General features: G+C 70.4%; 16 protein-coding genes and 1 pseudogene. 9 read left to right on the top strand and 8 right to left on the bottom strand.

Translation table 11 applies throughout. The features are described from left to right. Positions 1-188: 188 nt before the first annotated feature. From FNH04_RS18560 to FNH04_RS18545, 4 genes and pseudogenes are all read right to left on the bottom strand, one after another. The gene (locus FNH04_RS18560; protein ID WP_322723267.1) at positions 189-1,943 is read right to left on the bottom strand and encodes an NAD+ synthase; all 1,755 of its coding nucleotides are present in this window, start codon (positions 1,941-1,943) and stop codon (positions 189-191) included. Between the two features lie 90 nt (positions 1,944-2,033). After that, positions 2,034-2,360 (bottom strand): annotated as a pseudogene (locus tag FNH04_RS18555) (serine protease); the annotation flags it as partial. A 366-nt stretch (positions 2,361-2,726) separates the two neighbouring features. Then, the gene (locus tag FNH04_RS18550) at positions 2,727-3,347 is read right to left on the bottom strand and encodes a DUF305 domain-containing protein (RefSeq protein ID WP_152785622.1); all 621 of its coding nucleotides are present in this window, start codon (positions 3,345-3,347) and stop codon (positions 2,727-2,729) included. Positions 3,348-3,371: 24 nt separating this feature from the next. Continuing rightward, positions 3,372-4,028, bottom strand: a complete 657-nt coding sequence (locus tag FNH04_RS18545; RefSeq protein ID WP_152785620.1) for a DUF3105 domain-containing protein — start codon at positions 4,026-4,028, stop codon at positions 3,372-3,374. A 164-nt stretch (positions 4,029-4,192) separates the two neighbouring features. On the opposite strand from FNH04_RS18545, the gene FNH04_RS18540 reads away from it, so the two are divergent. Beyond that, positions 4,193-4,636, top strand: coding sequence for an RrF2 family transcriptional regulator (locus FNH04_RS18540; protein ID WP_152785618.1), 444 nt, complete (start codon positions 4,193-4,195; stop codon positions 4,634-4,636). Positions 4,637-5,059: 423 nt separating this feature from the next. Here FNH04_RS18540 and FNH04_RS18530 read toward each other — a convergent pair whose 3' ends face one another. After that, complete coding sequence (locus FNH04_RS18530; protein WP_152785616.1) at positions 5,060-6,253, bottom strand: globin domain-containing protein; 1,194 nt, start codon at positions 6,251-6,253, stop codon at positions 5,060-5,062. Positions 6,254-6,568: 315 nt separating this feature from the next. Between FNH04_RS18530 and FNH04_RS18525 the strand changes: the two genes are divergently transcribed. Further along, complete coding sequence (locus tag FNH04_RS18525; protein WP_152785614.1) at positions 6,569-7,930, top strand: glutamine synthetase family protein; 1,362 nt, start codon at positions 6,569-6,571, stop codon at positions 7,928-7,930. A 118-nt stretch (positions 7,931-8,048) separates the two neighbouring features. Here the strand turns inward: FNH04_RS18525 and FNH04_RS18520 are convergent, their stop codons facing one another. Then, positions 8,049-8,495: a VOC family protein gene (locus FNH04_RS18520; protein WP_152785626.1), complete on the bottom strand. Its 447-nt coding sequence runs from the start codon at positions 8,493-8,495 to the stop codon at positions 8,049-8,051. Positions 8,496-8,892: 397 nt separating this feature from the next. On the opposite strand from FNH04_RS18520, the gene FNH04_RS18515 reads away from it, so the two are divergent. Next, entirely contained in the window at positions 8,893-11,895 is a 3,003-nt protein-coding gene (locus tag FNH04_RS18515; protein WP_152785612.1) for a bifunctional [glutamine synthetase] adenylyltransferase/[glutamine synthetase]-adenylyl-L-tyrosine phosphorylase, read from the top strand. A 63-nt stretch (positions 11,896-11,958) separates the two neighbouring features. Here the strand turns inward: FNH04_RS18515 and FNH04_RS18510 are convergent, their stop codons facing one another. Next, entirely contained in the window at positions 11,959-13,053 is a 1,095-nt protein-coding gene (locus FNH04_RS18510) for a phosphatase PAP2 family protein (protein WP_228031482.1), read from the bottom strand. 117 nt (positions 13,054-13,170) lie between these two features. Further along, positions 13,171-14,205, bottom strand: a complete 1,035-nt coding sequence (locus FNH04_RS18505; protein ID WP_322723266.1) for a LacI family DNA-binding transcriptional regulator — start codon at positions 14,203-14,205, stop codon at positions 13,171-13,173. Positions 14,206-14,607: 402 nt separating this feature from the next. Between FNH04_RS18505 and FNH04_RS18500 the strand changes: the two genes are divergently transcribed. The 6 genes from FNH04_RS18500 to FNH04_RS18475 all read left to right on the top strand — a co-directional run. Next, positions 14,608-15,879: an extracellular solute-binding protein gene (locus FNH04_RS18500; protein ID WP_152785608.1), complete on the top strand. Its 1,272-nt coding sequence runs from the start codon at positions 14,608-14,610 to the stop codon at positions 15,877-15,879. Between the two features lie 340 nt (positions 15,880-16,219). Beyond that, the gene (locus FNH04_RS18495) at positions 16,220-17,224 is read left to right on the top strand and encodes a carbohydrate ABC transporter permease (RefSeq protein WP_152785606.1); all 1,005 of its coding nucleotides are present in this window, start codon (positions 16,220-16,222) and stop codon (positions 17,222-17,224) included. A gap of 13 nt (positions 17,225-17,237) precedes the next feature. Continuing rightward, positions 17,238-18,146 carry a sugar ABC transporter permease gene (locus FNH04_RS18490; RefSeq protein ID WP_152785604.1) on the top strand — a complete coding sequence of 303 codons (909 nt, stop codon included), beginning with the start codon at positions 17,238-17,240 and terminating at the stop codon, positions 18,144-18,146. Positions 18,147-18,292: 146 nt separating this feature from the next. Then, the gene (locus FNH04_RS18485) at positions 18,293-19,984 is read left to right on the top strand and encodes a glycoside hydrolase family 13 protein (protein WP_152785602.1); all 1,692 of its coding nucleotides are present in this window, start codon (positions 18,293-18,295) and stop codon (positions 19,982-19,984) included. 381 nt (positions 19,985-20,365) lie between these two features. After that, complete coding sequence (locus FNH04_RS18480; protein WP_152785600.1) at positions 20,366-20,572, top strand: hypothetical protein; 207 nt, start codon at positions 20,366-20,368, stop codon at positions 20,570-20,572. 23 nt (positions 20,573-20,595) lie between these two features. After that, on the top strand, positions 20,596-21,942 hold a 1,347-nt coding region (locus tag FNH04_RS18475), incomplete at its 3' end, for a glycosyltransferase (RefSeq protein WP_322723265.1).

The following is a 21,942-nucleotide window of genomic DNA, read 5'->3' as shown; positions in this document are numbered from 1 at the left end:
GCCCTACCCGGTCCCGTCCCTTCCCTGGGGGCTGCCGTCCCCGGACCCCCGCTTCGGCCCTGAACGGCCCTCGTCCGCGAACGCCAACGCCGGACGGGCTGGATATCGAACGCCGGACGGACTGGATAGCCTGGCCCCGGCCGAGAAGCTGAGCCAGGCCGGGGCGGAACCACCGCCCCGTTCGACCGCTACGCCCGCTCCCGCCACCGATTGGTGATCGGCAGCCGGCGGTCCTTCCCGAAACCCTTCGCCGAGATCTTCGTCCCCGGCGGGTACTGCCGCCGCTTGTACTCCGCCGTGTCCACCAACCGCAGCGTCCTGACGACCAGCTCCCGTTCGAACCCCGCCGCGACGATCGTGTCCGCCCCCTCGTCCCGGTCCACGTACCGCTCGAGGATCGCGTCCAGCACCGGATAGTCCGGCAGCGAGTCCGTGTCGACCTGCCCCGGCCGCAACTCCGCACTCGGCGGCTTCGTGATCGAGTTCTCCGGGATCGGCGGCGCCTGCCCCCGCTCGGCCGCGGCCCGGTTGCGCCACTCCGCCAGCCGGAAGATCGACGTCTTGTACACGTCCTTGATCGGCCCGTACGCGCCCACCGAGTCCCCGTACAGCGTCGAGTACCCCACCGCCAGCTCCGACTTGTTGCCGGGCGCCAGCACGATGTGGCCCTCCTCGTTGGAGATCGCCATCAGCATCGTGCCGCGCAGCCGCGACTGGAGGTTCTCCTCCGCCAGCCCGGTGAGACCCAGGGACTCCATGTACGCGTCGAACATCGACGCGATGGGCACCGTACGGAAGTTCAGCCCCGTCCGCCGCGCCAGCTCGGCAGCGTCCCCCTTGGAGTGGTCCGAGGAGTACTTGGACGGCATGGACACGCCGTACACGTTCTGAGCACCCAGCGCGTCACACGCGATCGCCGCGACGAGCGCGGAGTCGATACCGCCCGACAGGCCGATCAGCACCGACTTGAAGCCGTTCTTCGCGACGTACGCCCGCAGGCCGACCACCAGCGCCGAGTACACCTCCTCGTCGTCGTCGAGCCGCTCCGCGTACCCCCCGGCGAGCTCCGGCTCGTACGCGGGCAGTGGCTCCTCGGAGATCACCAGGCGGTCGATGCGCAGACCGTCGTCGACGACCCCCTCCACCGGCTCCGCCGACGCCGCCGGCAGGTCCAGGTCCAGGACCACGCACCCCTCCGCGAACTGCGGCGCCCGCGCGATCACCTCACCGTCGCGGTCCACGACGATCGAGTCCCCGTCGAAGACCAGCTCGTCCTGCCCGCCGATCATCGCCAGGTACGCGGTGGTGCAGCCCGCCTCCTGGGCCCGCTTGCGGACCAGTTCCAGGCGGGTGTCGTCCTTGTCGCGCTCGTACGGCGAGGCGTTGACGGAGAGCAGCAGGCCCGCCTCGGCGGAGCGCGCGGCGGGTACGCGGCCGCCGTCCTGCCAGAGGTCCTCACAGATCGCGAGGGCCACGTCGATCCCGTGCACCCGCACTACCGGCATCGTGTCGCCCGGCACGAAGTACCGGAACTCGTCGAACACGCCGTAGTTGGGGAGGTGGTGCTTGGCGAAGGCCAGCGCGACCTCGCCGCGGTGCAGTACGGCCGCCGCGTTGCGCGGGGAGCCGGCCGGCTGGCCGAGCCTCGGGCGGCCCGACTCCGACCGGTCGAGATAGCCGACGATCACCGGCAGCTCCCCGAAGCCCTCGTCGGCCAGCCGCGCGGCCAGGCTCCGCAGCGCCGCGCGGGAGGCCTCGACGAAGGACGGGCGCAGGGCCAGGTCCTCGACGGGATACCCGGTCAGCACCATCTCAGGGAACGCCACCAGATGCGCTCCCTGCTCGGCGGAGTGCCGGGTCCAACGGACGATCGCCTCGGCGTTCCCGGCGAGATCGCCGACGGTCGAGTCGATCTGATTCAGGGCGAGGCGTAGTTGAGGCACGCGGTCAGTGTAATCGTCAGAGCGACGCTATGGGGTGGTGCGGAATGTGGGGCACCCCACTTCGGGGCGCCCCACACAGGTGCTCCCGCCTCAGCGGCGGTACGACTCCACGTAACCTCCGGCGGGCGAGCCCACCCAGGTCACATCGTCGTATCCCCTGACCGCCCGCAGCGAGCTGTCCCTGCCCAGGGTGCGCACCGACGTGGTCAGGCCATCGGTCGCGTCGTAGCCGTTGACGTGGTCGACGTGGGCCACGGAGAGTCCCCTGCCCGTGGGGTCGTCGGTCACGTCGTGGTACGCCTTCGAGCCGTAGCGGGCGTGGATCGCCGGGTTGGCGAAGCCGATCGCCCAGCCGCCGCGCGCCTCCTGGGCCAGGGCCGGGACGCCCGCGACGACCGGCGCGGCCAGCGAGATGCCGCGTCGGCGGCACCACAAGGGATTTCCCCCCGCCGACTCCGGCCGCCCGCCCGCTCCGACGGGCCGCTCGCGACGCGCTGCTCTCCCGCGCGCGCCCGTGGGTGGTTGCCCTGACGCGCTGCTCTCCTGTGCGGTCAGCCGACGGTCCGCCCCCGACGCGTCGCTCGCGACGGACCACCCCCAGCACACCACCGGCGGCACGTCCTCCGACGTGCCACCGGCGGCAGGCCCTCCGACGTGCCGCCTGCGGCGATCGCCCTGACGCGTCGCTCACGGCGGGCCGCTCTCCCGCGCCGCCCGTGGCAGCCGGCCCTCCCGAGCCATCCGTGGCGGCCGGCCCTCCCGCGCCGCCCGTGGCGGCCGGACCTACCGCGTCGTCGCGCCCCGCTCCTTGAGCATGCCCGTCATGAGCTGGATCTCCGACTCCTGCGCGTCGACCATGCCCTGCGCGAGCTTCTTCTCCACGCCGACCGTGCACTTGGCGACACAGCCCTCCGCCATGTGGACGCCGCCCTTGTGGTGGTCGGTCATCAGCTGGAGGTAGAAGACCTCCGCCTGCTTGCCGCTCAGCTTGCCGAGCTTCTCCATCTCGGCGTTGGTCGCCATGCCCGGCATCAGCGAGCCGTCCTCGCCGGACGCCATGTCGCCCATGCCCATCCATGTCATGGGCGCGTTCGACGACACCTTCGGCAGCCCCCACAGGTCGAGCCAGCCGATCATCATGCCGCGCTGGTTCGCCTGCGTCTGCGCGATGTCGTACGCGAGCCGCCGCACCTCCTCGTCGTCGGTGCGGTCGCGGACGATGTACGACATCTCGACGGCCTGCTGGTGGTGGACCGCCATGTCCCGGGCGAAGCCCGCGTCCGCGGAGTCGGCCGCGGGCACCTTGGCCGACGGTTCGTCGCCGTCGGCGACCGCGTATGTGATCGCCCCGGCCGCGACGAGCACCGCCGCGGCACCGGAGGCGATCCAGCCGATGTGCTTCATCTTCCCCACTGTGTCAGACCGTTGCTAGGAGACGCCGTTGGTGCAGGCCGCGCCCGGCTCGGGGGTCTGCTTGCCCTGCACGTACGTCTCGAAGAACTTGTCGAGGTTCGGGTCGCTCGCGCTTGTCACCGTGCGCTGCGCGCCCCACGCGCTCAGCATGATCGGGTCCTTCTGGTCCTCGACCGGGCTCATCAGCGTGTACGGGGTCTTCTTGACCTTCTCCGCGAGCGCCTTGACATCGGCGTCGGAGGCCTTGTCGTTGTACGTCACCCAGACCGCGCCGTGCTCCATGGAGTGCACGGCGTTCTCGTTCCTGATCGCCTTGTCGTAGACGTCGCCGTTGCAGTTCTGCCAGGCCGGGTCGTGGTCGCCGCCGACCGGGGGCGTCGCCGGGTACTTCACGGTCTTGGTGACGTGGTTCTGGGTCAGCTCGCCCTTCCACGTCTTCACACCGTCGTCACCGGTGACGAACTTGCCAGAGGTGGCCTTCGCGTCGCTCGACGCGTCGCTGCTGTCGGACTGCGAGCGGATCAGGAAGGTTCCGCCGACGACAAGACCGGCGACTATGACCACGCTCGCGCCGATCGTGAGGATGCGGTTGCGGCGCTCACGGGAGCGCTCGGCGCGGCGCATCTCTTCTATGCGCGCCTTGCGCGAATCGGAGCTCTTCTTGGCGGCCATGGGTGTGAGTCCTTATGGGGGATGGGACGGACGGGCCCGCTGATCGTAATGTGCACGGAGGGGGGAACTGGAGGGCGGTCGCAGGAATGGCCGGGGGAGCCCGGTCGACAGCGGTCTCCTGTCGATAATTTGAACCCCAGATGCGCCTTATCTACGCTTCCAGTATGCGGCTCCTGCGCTCCACCGACCTGGCCCTGCGCGTCCTGATGCGGCTCGCCGTCGAGGGCGAGTCCACCCCCACGACCCGTGAGGTCGCCGCGGCCATGGAAGTGCCGTACACGCACGCCGCGAAGGTCGTGGCCGGGCTCCAGCACATGGGCCTGGTGTCCGCGCGGCGCGGCAGGGGTGGGGGGCTCGCGCTCAGCGAGGAGGGGCGTACGGCGTCGGTGGGCGCCGTCGTGCGCGCCTTCGAGGGGGACGGCGACGTCGTCGACTGCGAGGGCGCCACCCCGTGCCCGCTCGCCTCCGGCTGCCGGCTGCGCGGCGCCCTGCGGCGGGCCCAGGAGGCGTTCTTCGCCTCGCTGGACCCGGTGACGGTGGCAGACGTGGTGGCGTCGCCGACGGGGCCGCTGCTGCTGGGGATCTCGCGTACCGTTCCTGTGGACTGAGTGGGAGTGAGTCCGCTCAGCCGCACGCCCCGAACGGTCTTGGGCGTACTGGTCCCCGGCGTACTCGACCCCGGGGCAGCGACACAGATCCTGTCCGTGGTCGGATCCCGGGAGGCCCCCGCGGCCGGAGGCCGCTGATGGGCACTGCCCTCACGACCTGGCCAGGTGGGTACGGCCAGAGGGCGACGGGGAGGCCCCGAACCATCACTCCGGTGGAGCGGGGGCCCCGCACGCCGGCGCCGTACCCGGCGCCCCAGATCGCATGATCACCGTAGCCCGAACGGCCCACAACGCCGCAAGCCCGGAAGCCCGCAAGCCCGGAAGCCGACCATCACACGATCGAGTTAAACCGCCCTCGTACACGCTCCCCAGCGAGCAGCTGACAACCCCGTAGTGCCGGCGGCGTAGTGCGCCGGCGGCGGATCAGTCCTGGGCGAGCCAGAGGTCCGGCCCGAACACCTCGTAGTGGATGTCGGCGGGCGCCACGCCCTTGCCGATCAGCTGCGCCCGTACCGCGCGCATGAAGGGCAGCGGACCGCACAGGTACGCGCGCGTGCCGGACGGGATGTCGAGCGAGGTCAGGTCGGCCAGGCCCGTGCGGTCGGCCGGGTGCCCGGGATCCGGGTGCTCGTACCAGACGTGCACGGAGGCGTCCGGGAGCTTGGCCGCGTACGCCTCGTGGTCGGCGCGCAGGGCGTGCTCGGCGGGGGAGCGGTCGGCGTGGACGACGGTGACCGGGGCGCGATGCCCGGAGAGCGCGAGCTGCTCCAGCATGGCGGTCATCGGGGTCACGCCGATACCGGCGGAGGCGAGCAGCAGGGGCGCGTCAGCGTCCTGGCCGAGGACGAGATCACCGTACGGCGCGGACACGCGCAGCCGGTCGCCGACGCGCACGCGCGCGTGGAGGTGGTTCGAGACCTCGCCGTCCGGAGCGCCGTCGCCGCGCACCCGCTTCACCCCGATCCGGAGCGTCGCCGATCCCGGGGCGTCGACCACGCTGTACTGCCGTATCTGCCGGGCCCCGTCCGGGAGCGTGACCTGGACCGACACGTACTGTCCCGCCCGGTGGGCGGGCACGGGCGCGCCGTCGGCGGGCCGCAGCTCGAACACGACCACGTCGTCGGTGTCCTGGACGCGCCCGACGACCTCCCACTCGCGCGGGCCGCCTCCGGCGCCGGTCTCCTCGTACAGCCGCCGCTCGATCGCGATCAGCGCGTTCGCCATCAGCCAGTAGACCTCGTCCCAGGCGTCCGCGACCTCTTCGGTGACCGCCTCGCCCAGCACCTCGGCGATGGCGGCGAACAGGTGCTCGTGGACGACGTCGTACTGCTCCGGGGCGATGCCCAGGGAGGCGTGTTTGTGGGCGATACGGCGCAGCATCGCGTCGGGCCGTTCGTCCGGGTGTGCCACGAGGTGGGTGGCGAAGGCGGCGATGGAGCCCGCGAGGGCCTGGCGCTGGGTGCCCGCGGCCTGGTTGCCGCGGTTGAAGAGGTCGCGGAGCAGTGCGGGGTGGGCGGCGAACAGCCTCTCGTAGAAGCGCGCGCTGATCTCCCCGATGGCCGCGCCCACGGCGGGGAGGGTGGCGCGCACGGTGGCGGTGGACTGCTCGGACAGCATCGGGACTCCTCGAACTCGGCTGCTCCGTGACGGTGCGGCACGGTACTTAAACTTGCATCTGAGATGCAAATTAAAGCGCACGCGCCCTGAAGCGATGGGGGAGGGGGTGGCCATTACGGATGGGCGGGCGGACAGGCAAGATGGGCTCAGAGCCGCACACCCGCTCCATGTGGGGCGTTCGCACCCGGTTCGGTCGTCCGGGCAAGGTGCGCAACACGCATGAAACGGTGTTGTGGTGGGATGCTCAGGTGCCGGACCGTTTCCCGTGGCTCGGGAGTAGGCGGCCTGACCAGCGAGGATGGGTGGAAGCTAGACATGGACAAGCAGCAGGAGTTCGTGCTCCGCACCTTGGAGGAGCGCGACATCCGGTTCGTACGCCTGTGGTTCACGGACGTGCTGGGCTTCCTCAAGTCCGTGGCCGTGGCCCCCGCCGAGCTCGAACAGGCCTTTGACGAGGGCATCGGCTTCGACGGCTCGGCCATCGAGGGCTTCGCCCGCGTCTACGAGTCCGACATGATCGCCAAGCCGGACCCGTCCACCTTCCAGGTCCTCCCGTGGCGCGCGGAGGCCCCCGGCACGGCCCGTATGTTCTGCGACATCCTCATGCCGGACGGCTCGCCGTCCTTCGCGGACCCGCGCTACGTCCTCAAGCGCGCCCTGGCCCGCACCTCCGACCTGGGCTTCACCTTCTACACGCACCCGGAGATCGAGTTCTTCCTCCTGAAGGACCGCCCGCTCGACGGCACGCGCCCGACCCCCGCCGACAACTCCGGCTACTTCGACCACACCCCGCAGAACATCGGCATGGACTTCCGCCGCCAGGCGATCACCATGCTGGAGTCGATGGGCATCTCGGTCGAGTTCTCCCACCACGAGGGCGCGCCCGGCCAGCAGGAGATCGACCTGCGCTACGCCGACGCGCTCTCCACGGCGGACAACATCATGACGTTCCGCCTGGTCATGAAGCAGGTGGCGCTGGAGCAGGGCGTCCAGGCGACGTTCATGCCGAAGCCGTTCTCGGAGCACCCGGGCAGCGGCATGCACACGCACCTGTCCCTCTTCGAGGGCGACCGCAACGCGTTCTACGAGTCGGGCTCGGAGTACCAGCTCTCCAAGGTCGGCCGCTCCTTCATCGCGGGCCTGCTGCGCCACGCGGCGGAGACGTCGGCCGTCACCAACCAGTGGGTCAACTCCTACAAGCGCATCTGGGGCGGCGCCGAGCGCACCGCGGGCGCGGGCGGCGAGGCCCCCTCGTACATCTGCTGGGGCCACAACAACCGCTCGGCCCTGGTCCGCGTCCCGATGTACAAGCCCGGCAAGACCGGCTCGGCCCGCGTGGAGGTCCGCTCCCTCGACTCCGGCGCGAACCCCTACCTCGCCTACGCCGTCCTCCTGGCCGCCGGCCTCAAGGGCATCGAGGAGGGCTACGAGCTCCCGCCGGGCGCCGAGGACGACGTCTGGGCCCTCTCCAACTCCGAGCGCCGCGCGATGGGCATCGAGCCGCTCCCCCAGAACCTGGGCGAGGCCCTGACCCTCATGGAACGCAGCGACCTCGTCGCCGAGACCCTCGGCGAGCACGTCTTCGACTTCTTCCTCCGCAACAAGCGGCAGGAGTGGGAGGAGTACCGCAGCGAGGTCACCGCGTTCGAGCTGCGGAAGAACCTGCCGGTGCTGTGACGCTCCGCCGCGGGCCGGCTGGAGTGGCGGGTTCGTTCCGGCCGGTTCGAAGCCGCGGGTTCGCCGTGGTTTCTCGCGCAGTTCCCCGCGCCACCTGGGGGCGCGGGGGTTCGGCGCCCTACTGCTGCCGGCCCGCCAGCTCCGTCAGCAGCTCGTGCAGGGGCTTCTCCGCCCGCTGCCGGTACTCCTGGACCGCCCACCCGTTGCCGTCCGGGTCCTTGAAGTACATGAACGTGGCGCCGTCGGCGGGGGCGTACTGGACCGGCTCGGAGACCTGGAGGCCGCGGTCGGTCAGTTCCTTGTGGGCCGCCTTGATGTCGGCGACGCACAGCTGGAGACCTTGGTACGAGCCGGGCGCGGGCCGCGGTCCCGCCATGGTCTCCCAGATGCTGTCGCCCAGCGCGATCGAGCAGCCGGAGCCCGGGGGCGTCAGCTGGACGATGCGCATTCCCGGCATGACCTCCTGGTCGATGTCGACGTGGAAGCCGAGCTTGTCCCGGTAGAAGTCCCGGGCCCGGTCGATGTCGCTGACGGGCAGGGGGATCACCTCGAGCGTGTACTGCATCGCTGTCCTCCGAGTCGCCTGAGTCAGTCGAACCGCCAGCGGGGTCCGGCTGAACGGCTCCCCCTTACCGAAGCCGAAAACCCGGCGCGGCGCCACCGAAAAGACGAGGGCGCGTCCGGGCCGTGGTGGTCCGCGCAGCGCCTCGTCGTCCCTCACGCGCACGGCCTCGCCCTCCAGCACCAGGTCATGGCCCCTGCCCCAGGAGTTGGTGCCCGTGATCGTGTCCGCCATGGTCGACCTCCTGCGCGTGGCAGGGGACGAAGAGGCAGGCTCCGTACGGTCGCGGAACTCCACAACAGCACCTCACCCGACCCGGCGGACACGCGCACCCGCGCCAGTCGTAAGCCACCGAGTTAGGCTCAAGGCCGTACGACCTTGATCCGAGGGGAGACCGGGCATGGCGGCGCCGGGGCGCAGGAGCAGTACCTTCACTCGGTTGTTGCGGCACGGCTTCACCGATCCGCAGGCCGCCGAGCGGCTCCTCGACAGCACCGAGCTCACGCCCCTGAGGAACGACCCGGTCCTGCTCGACGCGCTCGGCGCCACCGCCGACCCCGACCTGGCGCTCCTGGGCCTCGTCCGCGTCCTGGAGGCGCAGCCCGACCGCACGGCACGCCGCGAGCTGCAGGACACGCTGATCGCGGCCAAGCCGCTCCGGGACCGGCTGCTCGGGGTGCTCGGCGCGTCCACCGCCCTCGCCGACCACCTCGCCCGGCACCCCCTCGACTGGCACGCGCTCGTCATGTACGAGCCCCAGGACCTGCACCCGGGCGTCGAGGAGTTCGAGCGGCAGCTCGCCGACGCCACGGACCCCGTCTCGCTGCGGGTCGCCTACCGCCGCTGCCTGCTGGCCATCGCCGCACGCGACGTGTGCGGCACCACCGGCGTCGCCCAGACCGCCGGCGAGCTCGCCGACCTCGCCACGGCCACCCTCCGCGCCGCCCTCGCCATCGCCCGCGCCGCCGCGCCCGAGGACGCCGCGCTGTGCCGCCTCGCGGTCATCGCGATGGGCAAGTGCGGCGGCCACGAGCTCAACTACGTGTCGGACGTCGACGTCATCTTCGTCGGCGAGCCCACCGACGGCGCCGACGAGCAGAAGGCCCTGCGCGCCGCCACCCGCCTCGCCTCGCACATGATGCGGATCTGCTCCGAGACGACCGTCGAGGGCACCATCTGGCCCGTCGACGCCAACCTCCGCCCCGAGGGGCGCAACGGCCCGCTCGTCCGCACCCTCAGCAGCCATCTCGCCTACTACCAGCGCTGGGCCAAGACCTGGGAGTTCCAGGCACTGCTCAAGGCCCGGCCCGTCGCCGGGGACCTCGGACTCGGCGAGGAGTACGTCAACACGCTCGCACCCCTCGTCTGGCAGGCCGCCGAGCGCGAGAACTTCGTCGCCGACGTACAGAAGATGCGGCGCAGGGTCGTCGAGAACATCCCCGCCGCCGAGATCGAGCGCGAGCTGAAGCTCGGACCGGGAGGCCTCCGGGACGTCGAGTTCGCCGTACAGCTGCTCCAGCTCGTGCACGGACGCGGGGACACGACCCTGCGCAGCGGGACCACGCTCGACGCGCTGCGGGCACTGGCCACGGGCGGCTACGTGGGCCGCGCCGACGCCGTACAGCTCGACGAGGCCTACCGCTTCCTGCGCTCCATGGAGCACCGCATCCAGCTGTTCCGGCTTCGGCGCACCCACCTCGTCCCCGAGGCCGAGGCCGACCAGCGGCGCATCGGCCGCTCCCTCGGCCTGCGCACGGACCCCGTCGCCGAGCTGAACCGCGAGTGGAAACGGCACGCGGCCGTCGTACGGCGTCTGCACGAGAAGCTCTTCTACCGGCCGCTGCTCGACGCGGTGGCCCAGCTCGCCCCCGGCGAGACCAGGCTGAGCGCCGACGCGGCCCGCGAAAGGCTGGTCGCCCTCGGGTACGCGGACCCGGCGTCGGCCCTGCGACACCTGGAGGCCCTTGCCTCGGGCGTCACCCGCAAGGCCGCGATCCAGCGCACCCTGCTGCCCGTCCTGCTGGGCTGGTTCGCGGACTCGGCCGACCCGGACGCGGGGCTGCTGGGCTTCCGCAAGGTGTCGGACGCGCTGGGCAGGACCCCCTGGTACCTGCGGCTGCTCCGCGACGAGGGAGCCGCCGCCGAGAACCTCGCCCGCGTCCTGTCGGCCGGCCGGCTCGCCCCCGACCTGCTGCTGCGCGCCCCCGAGGCCGTGGCGCTGCTCGGTGACGGGGACGGCGGCGCCGGCGGGCTCGAACCCCGCGGGCGAGACCACCTCGAACAGGAGATCCTCGCCGCCGTCGGCCGCTCCGAGGGCGCCGAACAGGCGGTCACGTTCGCCCGTGGCGTGCGCCGGCGCGAGCTGTTCCGCACGGCCGCCGCCGACATCGTCGCCTCGTACGGCACCGAGGAGGCACCGGGCGACGCCGACCAGGGCGAGCTGGTCGAACTGGTCGGCGGCGCGGTCTCCGACCTCACCGCGGCCACCCTCGCGGGCACGCTCCGGGCGGTCGTCCGCGACAACTGGGGCGACACGCTGCCCACCCGGTTCGCGATCATCGGCATGGGCCGGTTCGGCGGACACGAACTGGGCTACGGCTCCGACGCGGACGTCCTGTTCGTCCACGAGCCGCGCGACGGCGTGGACGAACAGGAGGCGGCACGGGCGGCGAAGCACGTCGTCGAGGAGATGCGCCGACTGCTCCAGCTCCCGAGCACGGACCCGCCGCTGCTGATCGACGCCGACCTGCGGCCCGAGGGCAAGTCCGGGCCGCTCGTACGGACCCTGAAGTCGTACGAGGCGTACTACCGCCGGTGGTCCCTGGTGTGGGAGTCGCAGGCGCTGCTGCGCGCCGAGCCCGTGGCGGGCGACGAGGACCTCGGCCGCCGCTTCACCGACCTGATCGACCCGCTGCGGTACCCGGCGCGGGGGCTGGGCGACGACGCCGTACGGGAGATCCGGCGGCTCAAGGCCCGGATGGAGTCCGAGCGGCTGCCGCGCGGCGCCGACCCCACGCTCCACAGCAAGCTGGGGCGCGGCGGGCTGTCCGACGTCGAGTGGACCATACAGCTCCTCCAGCTCCGGCACGGCTGGGAGGAGCCGGGCCTGCGCACCACACGGACACGGCAGGCGCTGGCCGCGGCGTGCTCCGCCGGGCTGATCTCCGCCGAGCACGCGGAGACGCTGGACGAGGCATGGGTGCTCGCCACACGGGTGCGCAACGCCGTGATGCTCGTACGGGGACGGGCCGGGGACACCTTCCCGTCCGGCGGCCGTGAGCTCGCCGCGGTGGGGCGCTACCTGGGCTACGGCCCCGGCCGCGTGGGGGACATGCTCGACGACTACCGGCGTACGACGCGCAGGGCCCGGTCGGTCGTGGAGGAGCTGTTCTACGGGGCGTGAGACGGAACGGACGGCGTGATGCGTGCCGCCGGGCCGGGTGCCGGTGCGTCGTGGCTCGGGCGCCTACGCGCGGGAGGCCGGCCGGGGGCGCGCCGGGGAGGCTCCGTCCTCGGTCCGGCGGTTCTCCGGGGCCGTGAGGGGCTCGGCTTCGGCGGGTACGCGGCTGCCGGGTGAGTCGTGGTCGCCGGGGTGCGCCCCAGTGCTTTCAGGGGTACGGGGAACTCCTGCGCGGCCTGCCACGACGGACCCGTGGGCGGCCACCGGCGGAAGCCCGGCAGGCGAGAGCGCCCGGCGACGTCCCCGAAGGGACCCGGCAGCCGAGACCCCGTTCACCGCCGGAGGCCGACGCGGCAGCGTGTACGGCGACGACCCGTACCAGATACCGGCCACCAGGAAACCGAAGGCCAGGCAGAGGAGACCGCCGACGGCGTCGAGCCAGAAGTGGTTGGCGGTGGCGACGATGACGACGAGGGTCACCGCCGGGTAGACGACGCCGAGGACGCGGACCCACGGCACCGAGGCCAGCACGAAGATCGTCAGCCCGCACCACACGGACCAGCCGATGTGCATCGAGGGCATCGCGGCGTACTGGTTCGACATGTGCTTCAGGTCCCCAGAGGCCATCGAGCCCCAGGTCTGGTGGACCAGGACGGTGTCGATGAAGCCGCTGTTCGTCATCAGGCGGGGCGGCGCCAGGGGGTAGAAGTAGTAGCCCACCAGAGCCACGGCCGTGGTCGCGAAGAGCGCCAGGCGGGTCGCCGCGTACCGGCCGGGATGGCGGCGGTAGAGCCAGACCAGGACGCCGAGCGTCACCACGAAGTGCAGGGTCGCGTAGTAGTAGTTCATGCCGACGACCAGCCACTCCACGGAGTTCACCGCTCGGTTGACCGAGTCCTCGACCGCGATCCCGAGGTGGTGCTCCACCTTCCAGATCCAGTCGGCGTTGCTCAGCGCCTCGGACCTCTGCTCCGGCACCGCGTTGCGGATCAGCGAGTACGTCCAGTAGCTGACCGCGACGAGCAGGATCTCGAACCAGAAACGGGGGCGGCGAGGGGTGCGCAGACGGCGCAGGACGGACCGTCCCGTCGCCTCGTCCGCGACGGGCTGTGGAATGGCCTGATCTCGGCCATCCAGTGTCGTCACGGTCGTGTCACCCATGGGCACAGAGTCTGCCAGAAAAGCCTTCCCCTACAGATCATCCCCCGGACAGATCCCGGACGCACGTTGTACGCCGTGGACGGGCGGTCCAGGGAGCGCTGACCTGGGGACCGAGCCCTAGGAACGAGCCCGTTCCCCGGGGGCGGAGGCGGTCGATCCGCGCACCACCAGCTCCGGCATGAACACGAACTCGCTGTGCGGCGCCGGTGTCCCGCCGATCTCCTCCAGGAGCGTACGGACCGCGGCCTGGCCCATGGCCGGAACCGGCTTGCGGATCGTGGTCAGCGGCGGGTCCGTGAAGGCGATCAGCGGGGAGTCGTCGAAGCCGACGACCGACACGTCCCGCGGGACGTCCAGACCGCGCTGCCGCGCCGCCCGTATCGCGCCCAGCGCCATCATGTCGCTCGCGCACACCACCGCCGTGCAGTCGCGGTCGATCAGCGCGGTCGCCGCCGCCTGACCGCCCTCCAGCGTGTACAGCGAGTGCTGGACGAGCTCGGACTCGATGGTGTCCGCCGGCAGGCCCAGCTGGTCCTGCATCGTGCGGACGAAGCCCTCGATCTTGCGCTGCACCGGTACGAAGCGCTTCGGGCCCAGGGCCAGACCGATACGGGTGTGGCCGAGGGAGGCGAGATGGGTGACCGCGAGCGCCATGGCCGCGCGGTCGTCCGGCGAGATGAAGGGGGCCTGGACCTTGGGGGAGAAGCCGTCCACGAGGACGAAGGGGACGCCCTGGGCGCGCAGCTGCTCGTAACGCTGCATGTCGGCGTTCGTGTCCGCGTGCAGGCCCGAGACGTAGATGATGCCGGCGACCCCGCGGTCCACCAGCATCTCCGTCAGCTCGTCCTCGGTGGAGCCGCCGGGTGTCTGGGTGGCCAGCACCGGGGTGTAGCCCTGCCGGGTCAGCGCCTGGCCGATGACCTGGGCCAGGGCGGGGAAGATCGGGTTCTCCAGCTCCGGGGTGATCAGGCCCACCAGACCCGCGCTGCGCTGCCGCAGCCGTACGGGCCGCTCGTAGCCCAGGACGTCGAGCGCGGCCAGTACGGACTGGCGGGTGGTCGCGGCGACGCCCGGTTTCCCGTTCAGCACGCGGCTGACCGTCGCTTCGCTCACTCCCGCCTGGGCCGCGATATCGGCAAGCCGTGTGGTCACAGCACCGGACTGTACCGGCCGGGTATCCGCTTGCCCAACGGCCCGGCGGCGGGTGCGGGCGGGGGTGCGGCCCGCTGCGGGCTGCTGCGTCATCGCGGTCCCTCGTGATTCTGGTCGGTGTCGGTCGGTGTCCGGTCCGCAACGGATGATCCCCGCCTCTGAAACGTATGGCAAGTGCTTGCAGAGCCTTGCACAAGCGTCCGAGGGCCTGTCCGTACGAGGAAACCCGATCTCAGGACAGTCAGGCGCAGGTCACGTGAAGGTAACTCTCGCGATCCCTTGCACTTTTTTTCTGCAAGGTCTTTCGCAACGATTGCAACGCTGTTACGTTCACGTCGCCCGGCGGCCTCCCCCCTCTCCGGCTTCGGTCGAGCGGGGGGACCTCACCCTCAAGGAGAACTCATGCGGCGTGGCATAGCGGCCACCGCGCTGGTGGCGTCCCTCGCCCTCACGGCGACGGCCTGCGGCGGAAGCGACAGCGGCGACAGCGCCGGCGGCCCGGTCACCATCACCTGGTGGGACACCTCCAACGCCACCAATGAGGCGCCGACGTACAAGGCCCTGGTCAAGGACTTCGAGAAGGCCAACAAGGACATCAAGGTCAAGTACGTCAACGTCCCCTTCGACCAGGCGCAGAACAAGTTCGACACGGCCGCCGGTGCCAAGGGCGCCCCCGACGTGCTGCGCTCCGAGGTCGGCTGGACCCCGGCCTTCGCCAAGAAGGGCTTCTTCCTGCCGCTGGACGGCACCGAGGCCCTCGCCGACAAGGACGAGTTCCAGGCCAGCCTGATCGAGCAGGCCCAGTACGAGGGCAAGACCTACGGCGTCCCGTTCACCACCGACACCCTGGCGCTGGTCTACAACAAGCAGCTCTTCGAGAAGGCCGGCATCAAGGAAGCCCCCAAGACCTGGGACGACCTGAAGAAGGCCGCGGCCACCGTCAAGGACAAGACCGGCGTCGACGGCTACTGGGGCTCCACCCAGGCGTACTACGCCCAGACCTTCCTCTACGGCGAGGGCACCGACACGGTCGACGCCGACGCCAAGAAGGTCACCGTCGCCTCGCCCGAGGCCAAGAAGGGCTACGAGACCTGGCTGGGCCTCTTCGACGGCAAGGGCCTGCACAAGGCCGACACCACCGCCGACGCCTACGCCCACATCCAGGACGCCTTCGTGAACGGCAAGGTCGCCGCGATCATCCAGGGCCCCTGGGAGATCACGAACTTCTACAAGGGCTCGGCCTTCAAGGACAAGACCAACCTCGGCATCGCCACCGTCCCGGCCGGCTCCAGCGGCAAGGCGGGCGCCCCCACCGGCGGCCACAACCTCTCCGTGTACGCGGGCTCGGACAAGGCCCACCAGGAGGCCGCGCTGAAGTTCGTGAACTTCATGACCTCGGCGAAGGCCCAGGAGACCATCGCCCTGAAGAACTCCACGCTCCCGACGCGTGACGATGCCTACACCGCCGAGGTCAAGGCCGATCCGGGTATCGCCGGCTACCAGGCGGTCCTCCCCGCGGCCCAGCCGCGCCCGGCCCTGCCCGAGTACAGCTCCCTCTGGGGCCCCCTCGACACCGAGCTGCCCAAGATCGCCGGCGGCAAGGAGTCCCTCGACAAGGGCCTGGGCAGCGCCGAGGTCGCCATCGCCAAGCTGGTGCCGGACTTCAGCAAGTAGTCCCGAGTGGCCGTCGCATCCCCCGAGAACCGGGGGAGGGATGCGGCGGCCACCGGCGGTACGCCCCGGGCCGGGGCGGACCGGGCCTGTACCCGGGCCGGGGCGACCCGGTCTGTTCCCGGGCCGGTGTCTACCGGGCTGTAACCCGGGCCGGTGCCGATCGGGCCTCGACCGGGCGGGGGCTCACGGCCTCGACCGGGCGGGCGCATTCGGCCCCGACCCGGGCCGGTGCCTGCGGGCCTCGACCCGGCAGGCATCGGTTTCCCCCAGGCCCCAGGGGCCTCGGCCTCGCCCCACGTTCAGCCCCTGACCCGCAGATCCTCACGAAGGTTGTCGAATCATGACAGTCGCCATCGACCGCGCGACCGGCAAGCGCCGCGGTGAGCGGGCGCCGCGCCCCAGGCCGCTCACGCGTCTGAAGCACGCGTACCGGAAGCACTGGTACGCGTACGCGATGATCACCCCCGTGGCCGTCGTGCTCGGCGTCCTCGTGCTCTATCCCCTGGTGTACGGCTTCTACCTGTCGCTCACCGACGCCGACAGCCTGAACACGGCCCGCACGATCGGCGTCAACGAGATCGAGGCCACCTACAGGTTCATCGGCCTCGACAACTACGCCGACATCCTGTGGGGTGAGACCGCGTACGACCGCTTCTGGTCGCACTTCGTCTGGACGATCGTCTGGACGGTGGCCTGCGTCGCCCTGCACTACTCCATCGGCCTGGGCCTCGCGCTGCTGCTCAACCAGAAGCTGCGGGGACGGACCTTCTACCGCCTCGTCCTGGTCCTGCCGTGGGCCGTGCCCACCTTCGTCACCGTCTTCGGCTGGCGCTTCATGCTCGCCGACACCGGCGTCATCAATTCGGCCCTCGACCTACTCCACCTGCCGACACCCCTGTGGCTGGAGGACACCTTCTGGCAGCGTTTCGCCGCGATCATGGTCAATACCTGGTGCGGTGTGCCGTTCATGATGGTCTCGCTGCTCGGCGGCCTGCAGTCCATCGACGCGTCCCTCTACGAGGCCGCCGAGATGGACGGCGCGAACGCCTGGCAGCGGTTCCGCTACGTCACCCTCCCGGGCCTCAAGTCCGTCAGCTCCACCGTCGTACTCCTCGGAGTCATCTGGACCTTCAACCAGTTCGCGATCATCTTCCTGCTGTTCGGCAACACCGCCCCGGACGCCCAGATCCTCGTGACATGGGCGTACTACCTGGGCTTCGGCCAGCAGCCGCGTGACTTCGCGCAGTCGGCGGCCTACGGCATCCTGCTCCTTTCCATCCTGGTCGTCTTCACCGCCGTCTACCGACGCTGGCTGAACCGCAACGATCCTCAGCTCGCGATCTGAGGCAGGAGTCCCCATGAGCACCCCGACCCTCCAGACGTCCTCCGCGGTGGACAAGGCGCCCGCCACCCCCTCGCCGCGCACGGTGCGCCGCCGCGGTGAGCCTGGCCTCCCCGCCGTTCTCGCCTCGCACGGCGTCCTGGTCGTCGCGAGCCTGATCGCGCTCTTCCCGATCGCCTGGCTGGTCTTCCTGTCCCTCGGCCCGGACAAGGACGACTACCTGCACCCCGGACGCATCTTCGGGAGGATGAGCTTCGACAACTACGTCTTCGTGCTCCGGGAGACGAAGTTCTTCGACTGGCTGACGAGCACGCTCGTCGTCTCGCTGGGCACCACGGTCATCGGCGTACTGGTCGCCGCGACCACCGGCTACGCGGTCTCGCGCATGCGCTTCCCCGGCTACAGGAAGTTCATGTGGGTGCTGTTGGTGACCCAGATGTTCCCGATAGCCGTACTCATCGTGCCCATGTACCAGATTCTGTCGGAACTCCAGCTCATCGACAGTTACCTTGGCCTCGTCCTCGTCTACTGCTCGACGGCCGTGCCGTACTGCGCCTGGCTGCTCAAGGGGTACTTCGACACGATCCCGTTCGAGATCGACGAGGCCGGGCGCGTCGACGGGCTGACCCCTTTCGGCACGTTCGCGCGGCTGATCCTGCCGCTGGCCAAACCGGGCCTGGCGGTCGCCGCGTTCTACAGCTTCATCACCGCGTTCGGAGAAGTCGCCTTCGCCTCGACGTTCATGCTGTCCGACACGAAGTACACCTTCGCCGTCGGTCTGCAGAGCTTCATCAGCGAGCACGACGCACAGCGCCACTACATGGCCGCGACGGCCGTGCTGATCGCCATCCCGGTCTCCGCGTTCTTCTACCTCGTACAGAAGAACCTGGTCACCGGACTGACGGCGGGCGGCACGAAGGGCTGACGCTCCTCCCCGGACTCCCGTGCGCCCGGCGCGCGGGGTGGCGGCCGCGGTGCCACATCCGACCCCGCTGTCACCGCGGCCGCCTCATCACCCGACCTCAGAAACCGATGACCCGAACCCGACCTTCCTTACGCCCCAAGGACGTTATGAGCCAGCACTCCGCCGACCCGGCCCCGGCCCCCTCTCCGACGACGGCCCTCGCCACCGTTGCCGGACACCGCGACTGGTGGCGCGACGCGGTGATCTACCAGGTGTACCCGCGCAGCTTCGCCGACAGCGACGGCGACGGCATGGGAGACCTGGAGGGCATCCGCGCCCGGCTGCCGTATCTGCGCGACCTCGGTGTGGACGCCGTGTGGCTCAGCCCCTTCTACGCCTCGCCGCAGGCCGACGCCGGCTACGACGTGGCCGACTACCGCGCCGTCGACCCCATGTTCGGCAACCTCCTGGACGCCGACGCGCTGATCCGCGACGCCCACGCGCTGGGGCTCAGGATCATCGTCGACCTGGTGCCCAACCACTCCTCCGACCAGCACGAGTGGTTCCGGCGGGCGCTGGCCGAGGGGCCGGGCTCCCCCCTCCGGGACCGCTACCACTTCCACCCCGGCAAGGGCCCGGACGGCGACCTCCCGCCCAACGACTGGGAGTCCATCTTCGGCGGCCCGGCGTGGACCCGAGTGACCGAACCGGACGGCACGCCCGGCGAGTGGTACCTGCACCTCTTCGCGCCCGAGCAGCCCGACTTCAACTGGGAGCACCCGGCGGTCGGCGACGAGTTCCGCTCGATCCTCCGCTTCTGGCTCGACATGGGCGTCGACGGCTTCCGCGTCGATGTGGCCCACGGACTGGTCAAGGCCCCCGGACTGCCGGACATCGGGGCCCGCGACCAGGTGAAACTGCTGGGCAACGATGTCATGCCGTTCTTCGACCAGGACGGTGTGCATGAGATCTACCGTCAGTGGCGGACCGTCCTGGACGAGTACGCGGGCGACCGGATCTTCGTCGCCGAGGCCTGGACGCCGACCATCGAGCGCACCGCCAACTACGTACGCCCCGACGAGCTGCACCAGGCCTTCAACTTCCAGTACCTGAGCACCTACTGGGACGCCGCCGAGCTCCACTCGGTCATCGACCGCACGCTGGACGCCATGCGCCCGGTCGGGGCCCCCGCCACCTGGGTGCTCTCCAACCACGACGTCACCCGCCACGCCACGCGCTTCGCCAACGAGGCCGGCCTCGGTACGCAGATCCGCTCGGCCGGTGACCGCGACCTGGGCCTGCGCAGGGCACGCGCGGCTACGCTGCTCATGCTCGCCCTGCCCGGCTCGGTCTACCTCTACCAGGGCGAGGAACTGGGCCTGCCCGACGTGGTGGACCTGCCGGACGAGGTGCGCCAGGACCCCGCGTACTTCCGGGGCGCGGGCCAGGACGGCTTCCGCGACGGCTGCCGGGTACCGATCCCGTGGACGCGCGAGGGTTCGTCGTACGGCTTCGGACCGGGCGGCTCCTGGCTGCCGCAGCCGGAGGGCTGGGGCGAGCTGAGCGTCGAGGCGCAGACCGGCGCGCCGGACTCCACGCTGGAGCTGTACCGCACCGCGCTCGCCGTACGCCGTGAGCGGCCGGACCTGGGCGCCGGCGACTCGGTGGAGTGGCTGAAGGCGCCCGAGGGGGTGCTCGCCTTCCGCCGCGGGGAGCTCGTGTGCGTCGCGAACACCACAGGGGAAGCGGTGCGGACCCCGTCGTACGGCCGTGTTCTCGTCGCCAGCGGTGAAGTGACCGTCGCGGGGGACGAGGCGAAGGTGCCTGGGGACACGACCGTGTGGTGGATGGAGGACTGACGGTTTCAGGTTGACGCGGTGACGCGGTGCCCGTCGCTCCCTTCGGGGCGGCGGGCACCGCTGTGTTTGCGGAAAGCGACATGCAATGAGACGGCTGTGGCAGAGAACGGTCAGTGTTCGTCACCTCTTCACCACCTCTGTGAGGTCACTCTGCGGCGGTGGAGAATCGTTCAGGCCCCTTCTCCCTTCGGCTCTGCATGGTTTCTGTTCGGATGTCTTACAGAGTGCGAGATGTGTGCTTCGTTTTCGATCGATGCAAATTCGAAATCGTCCTGGATTTGCTGCACGCGCATTCCAGGGAAAGCTGCACAGAAAACACACATCTCATATGCTTCGCGTCAGCTCGGCTACACCTGAATTACTTCCCAGGGGGGATTCTTCATGTCTGGACACGCTCAGCTCGCGCAGACCGGAGCACCGGTACTCGTGGTAGGCGGGGCCGTCTACCCGATCGGTGGCTGGATGCTGGCCGTCGCTGCCGCGCTCGTGTGTCTGGGGCTGCTGACCGTGCGGTTCGGATACCGCCGCAACATGGCGATGAGCCAGGCCTCGAAGCCCGCGGCTCACCCGCGCCGGCGCCGCGGATGAGCCGCCGACGGGGCGCCCGACCGGTGCTGAGCGCGCATCAGCACCGGTCGGGGACCATCCTGACGGGCATCGTGGTCCTCCTGCTGGCGGCCGCGTGGACGACGCATCACGCGATCATCGCCCTCGAAGCGGATCCCGAGGCGTCGAGCCGGCTCAGGGTGGTGTGGATCAGCCTGTTCCTCGTGTTCCTGCTCCAGACGTTCATGTACCACCTGGAGCGTGTCCCGCGGCTCACGGACCGTGTCGCACGCCAGCTGGCGGCACTGCACGTCTCCATCCTCGTGCCCGTCTACAACGAGGATCCGGGCTATCTCAAACTCGGTCTGGAGAGCTTTCTCCGGCAGACGCGACCGCCGAATTCCGTTCACATCGTCGACGACGGTTCCACCAGCGGCGACTACGCCGAGGTGAAGGCCTGGTGGGAACGTGAAGCCGAACGCGCCGGTATTTCCACGACGTGGCAGCGCGTGCCCAACGGGGGCAAGCGGCACGCGCAGGCGCACGGTGTGAGAGTCAGCCCGGACGCCGATATCTACATCACCTGCGACTCGGACTCCTGTTTCGCGCCGAGGGCCGTCGAGCAGGTCCTGCTGCCTTTCATGCGGCCACGGGTCCAGTCGGTCGCGGGCATCGTGATCGCCACCAACAACCGGGTCAACTGGCTCGTCCGTGTCACGGACCTGTGGTTCGTGGTCTGCCAGCTCGTCGACCGCTCGGGCCAGTCGGCCGTCGGTGCCGTGATGGTCAACTCCGGCCCGCTGGCCGCCTACCGCGCCGACGTGATCCGGGACAACCTCGACTCGTACCTGAACGAGACGTTCATGGGCCGGCCGGTGATGTTCTCGGACGACAGCCTGCTGACGCTCTACGCACAGCAGCGCGGTCTGACGGTGCAGCAGCCGCAGGCCATCTGCTTCACGGCCATGCCCGAGAAGTGGAGCCACTTCACCCGCATGTATCTGCGCTGGATGCGCGGCTCGACGATCCGCTCGGTGTGGCGGATGCGCTATCTGTCGCCCACCCGCCCGGCGTACTGGCTGCACGCCATGCGCTGGCTCCAGATGGTCCTCACCCAGATGGTCGTCCTGTGGCTGCTCGTGGTGGAGCCCCTGGCCTACGGCAAGCTGCCGCCGGAGAGCATGCTGGTCATCCCGTTCCTGATCGGGTACGCCCAGGGGCTCCGCTACCTCAGCATCATCCGCTCCGACGAGCGCATCCGCTCCCGCGCGCTGACATGGCTCACCATGCCGCTGGCGATCGTGCTGGCCTGGACGGTGCTTCGGTTCCTGCGGTGGTACGGCATCTTCACGTGTGCGCGGACGGGGTGGGGGACCCGGCAGAACGGGGCGGAGGTCTCCTTGGGTGGGGCG

This window comes from Streptomyces phyllanthi, assembly GCF_009377205.1.
Taxonomy (GTDB): Bacteria; Actinomycetota; Actinomycetes; order Streptomycetales; family Streptomycetaceae; genus Streptomyces; species Streptomyces phyllanthi.
This window is presented reverse-complemented; position numbering and strand designations above follow the sequence as displayed.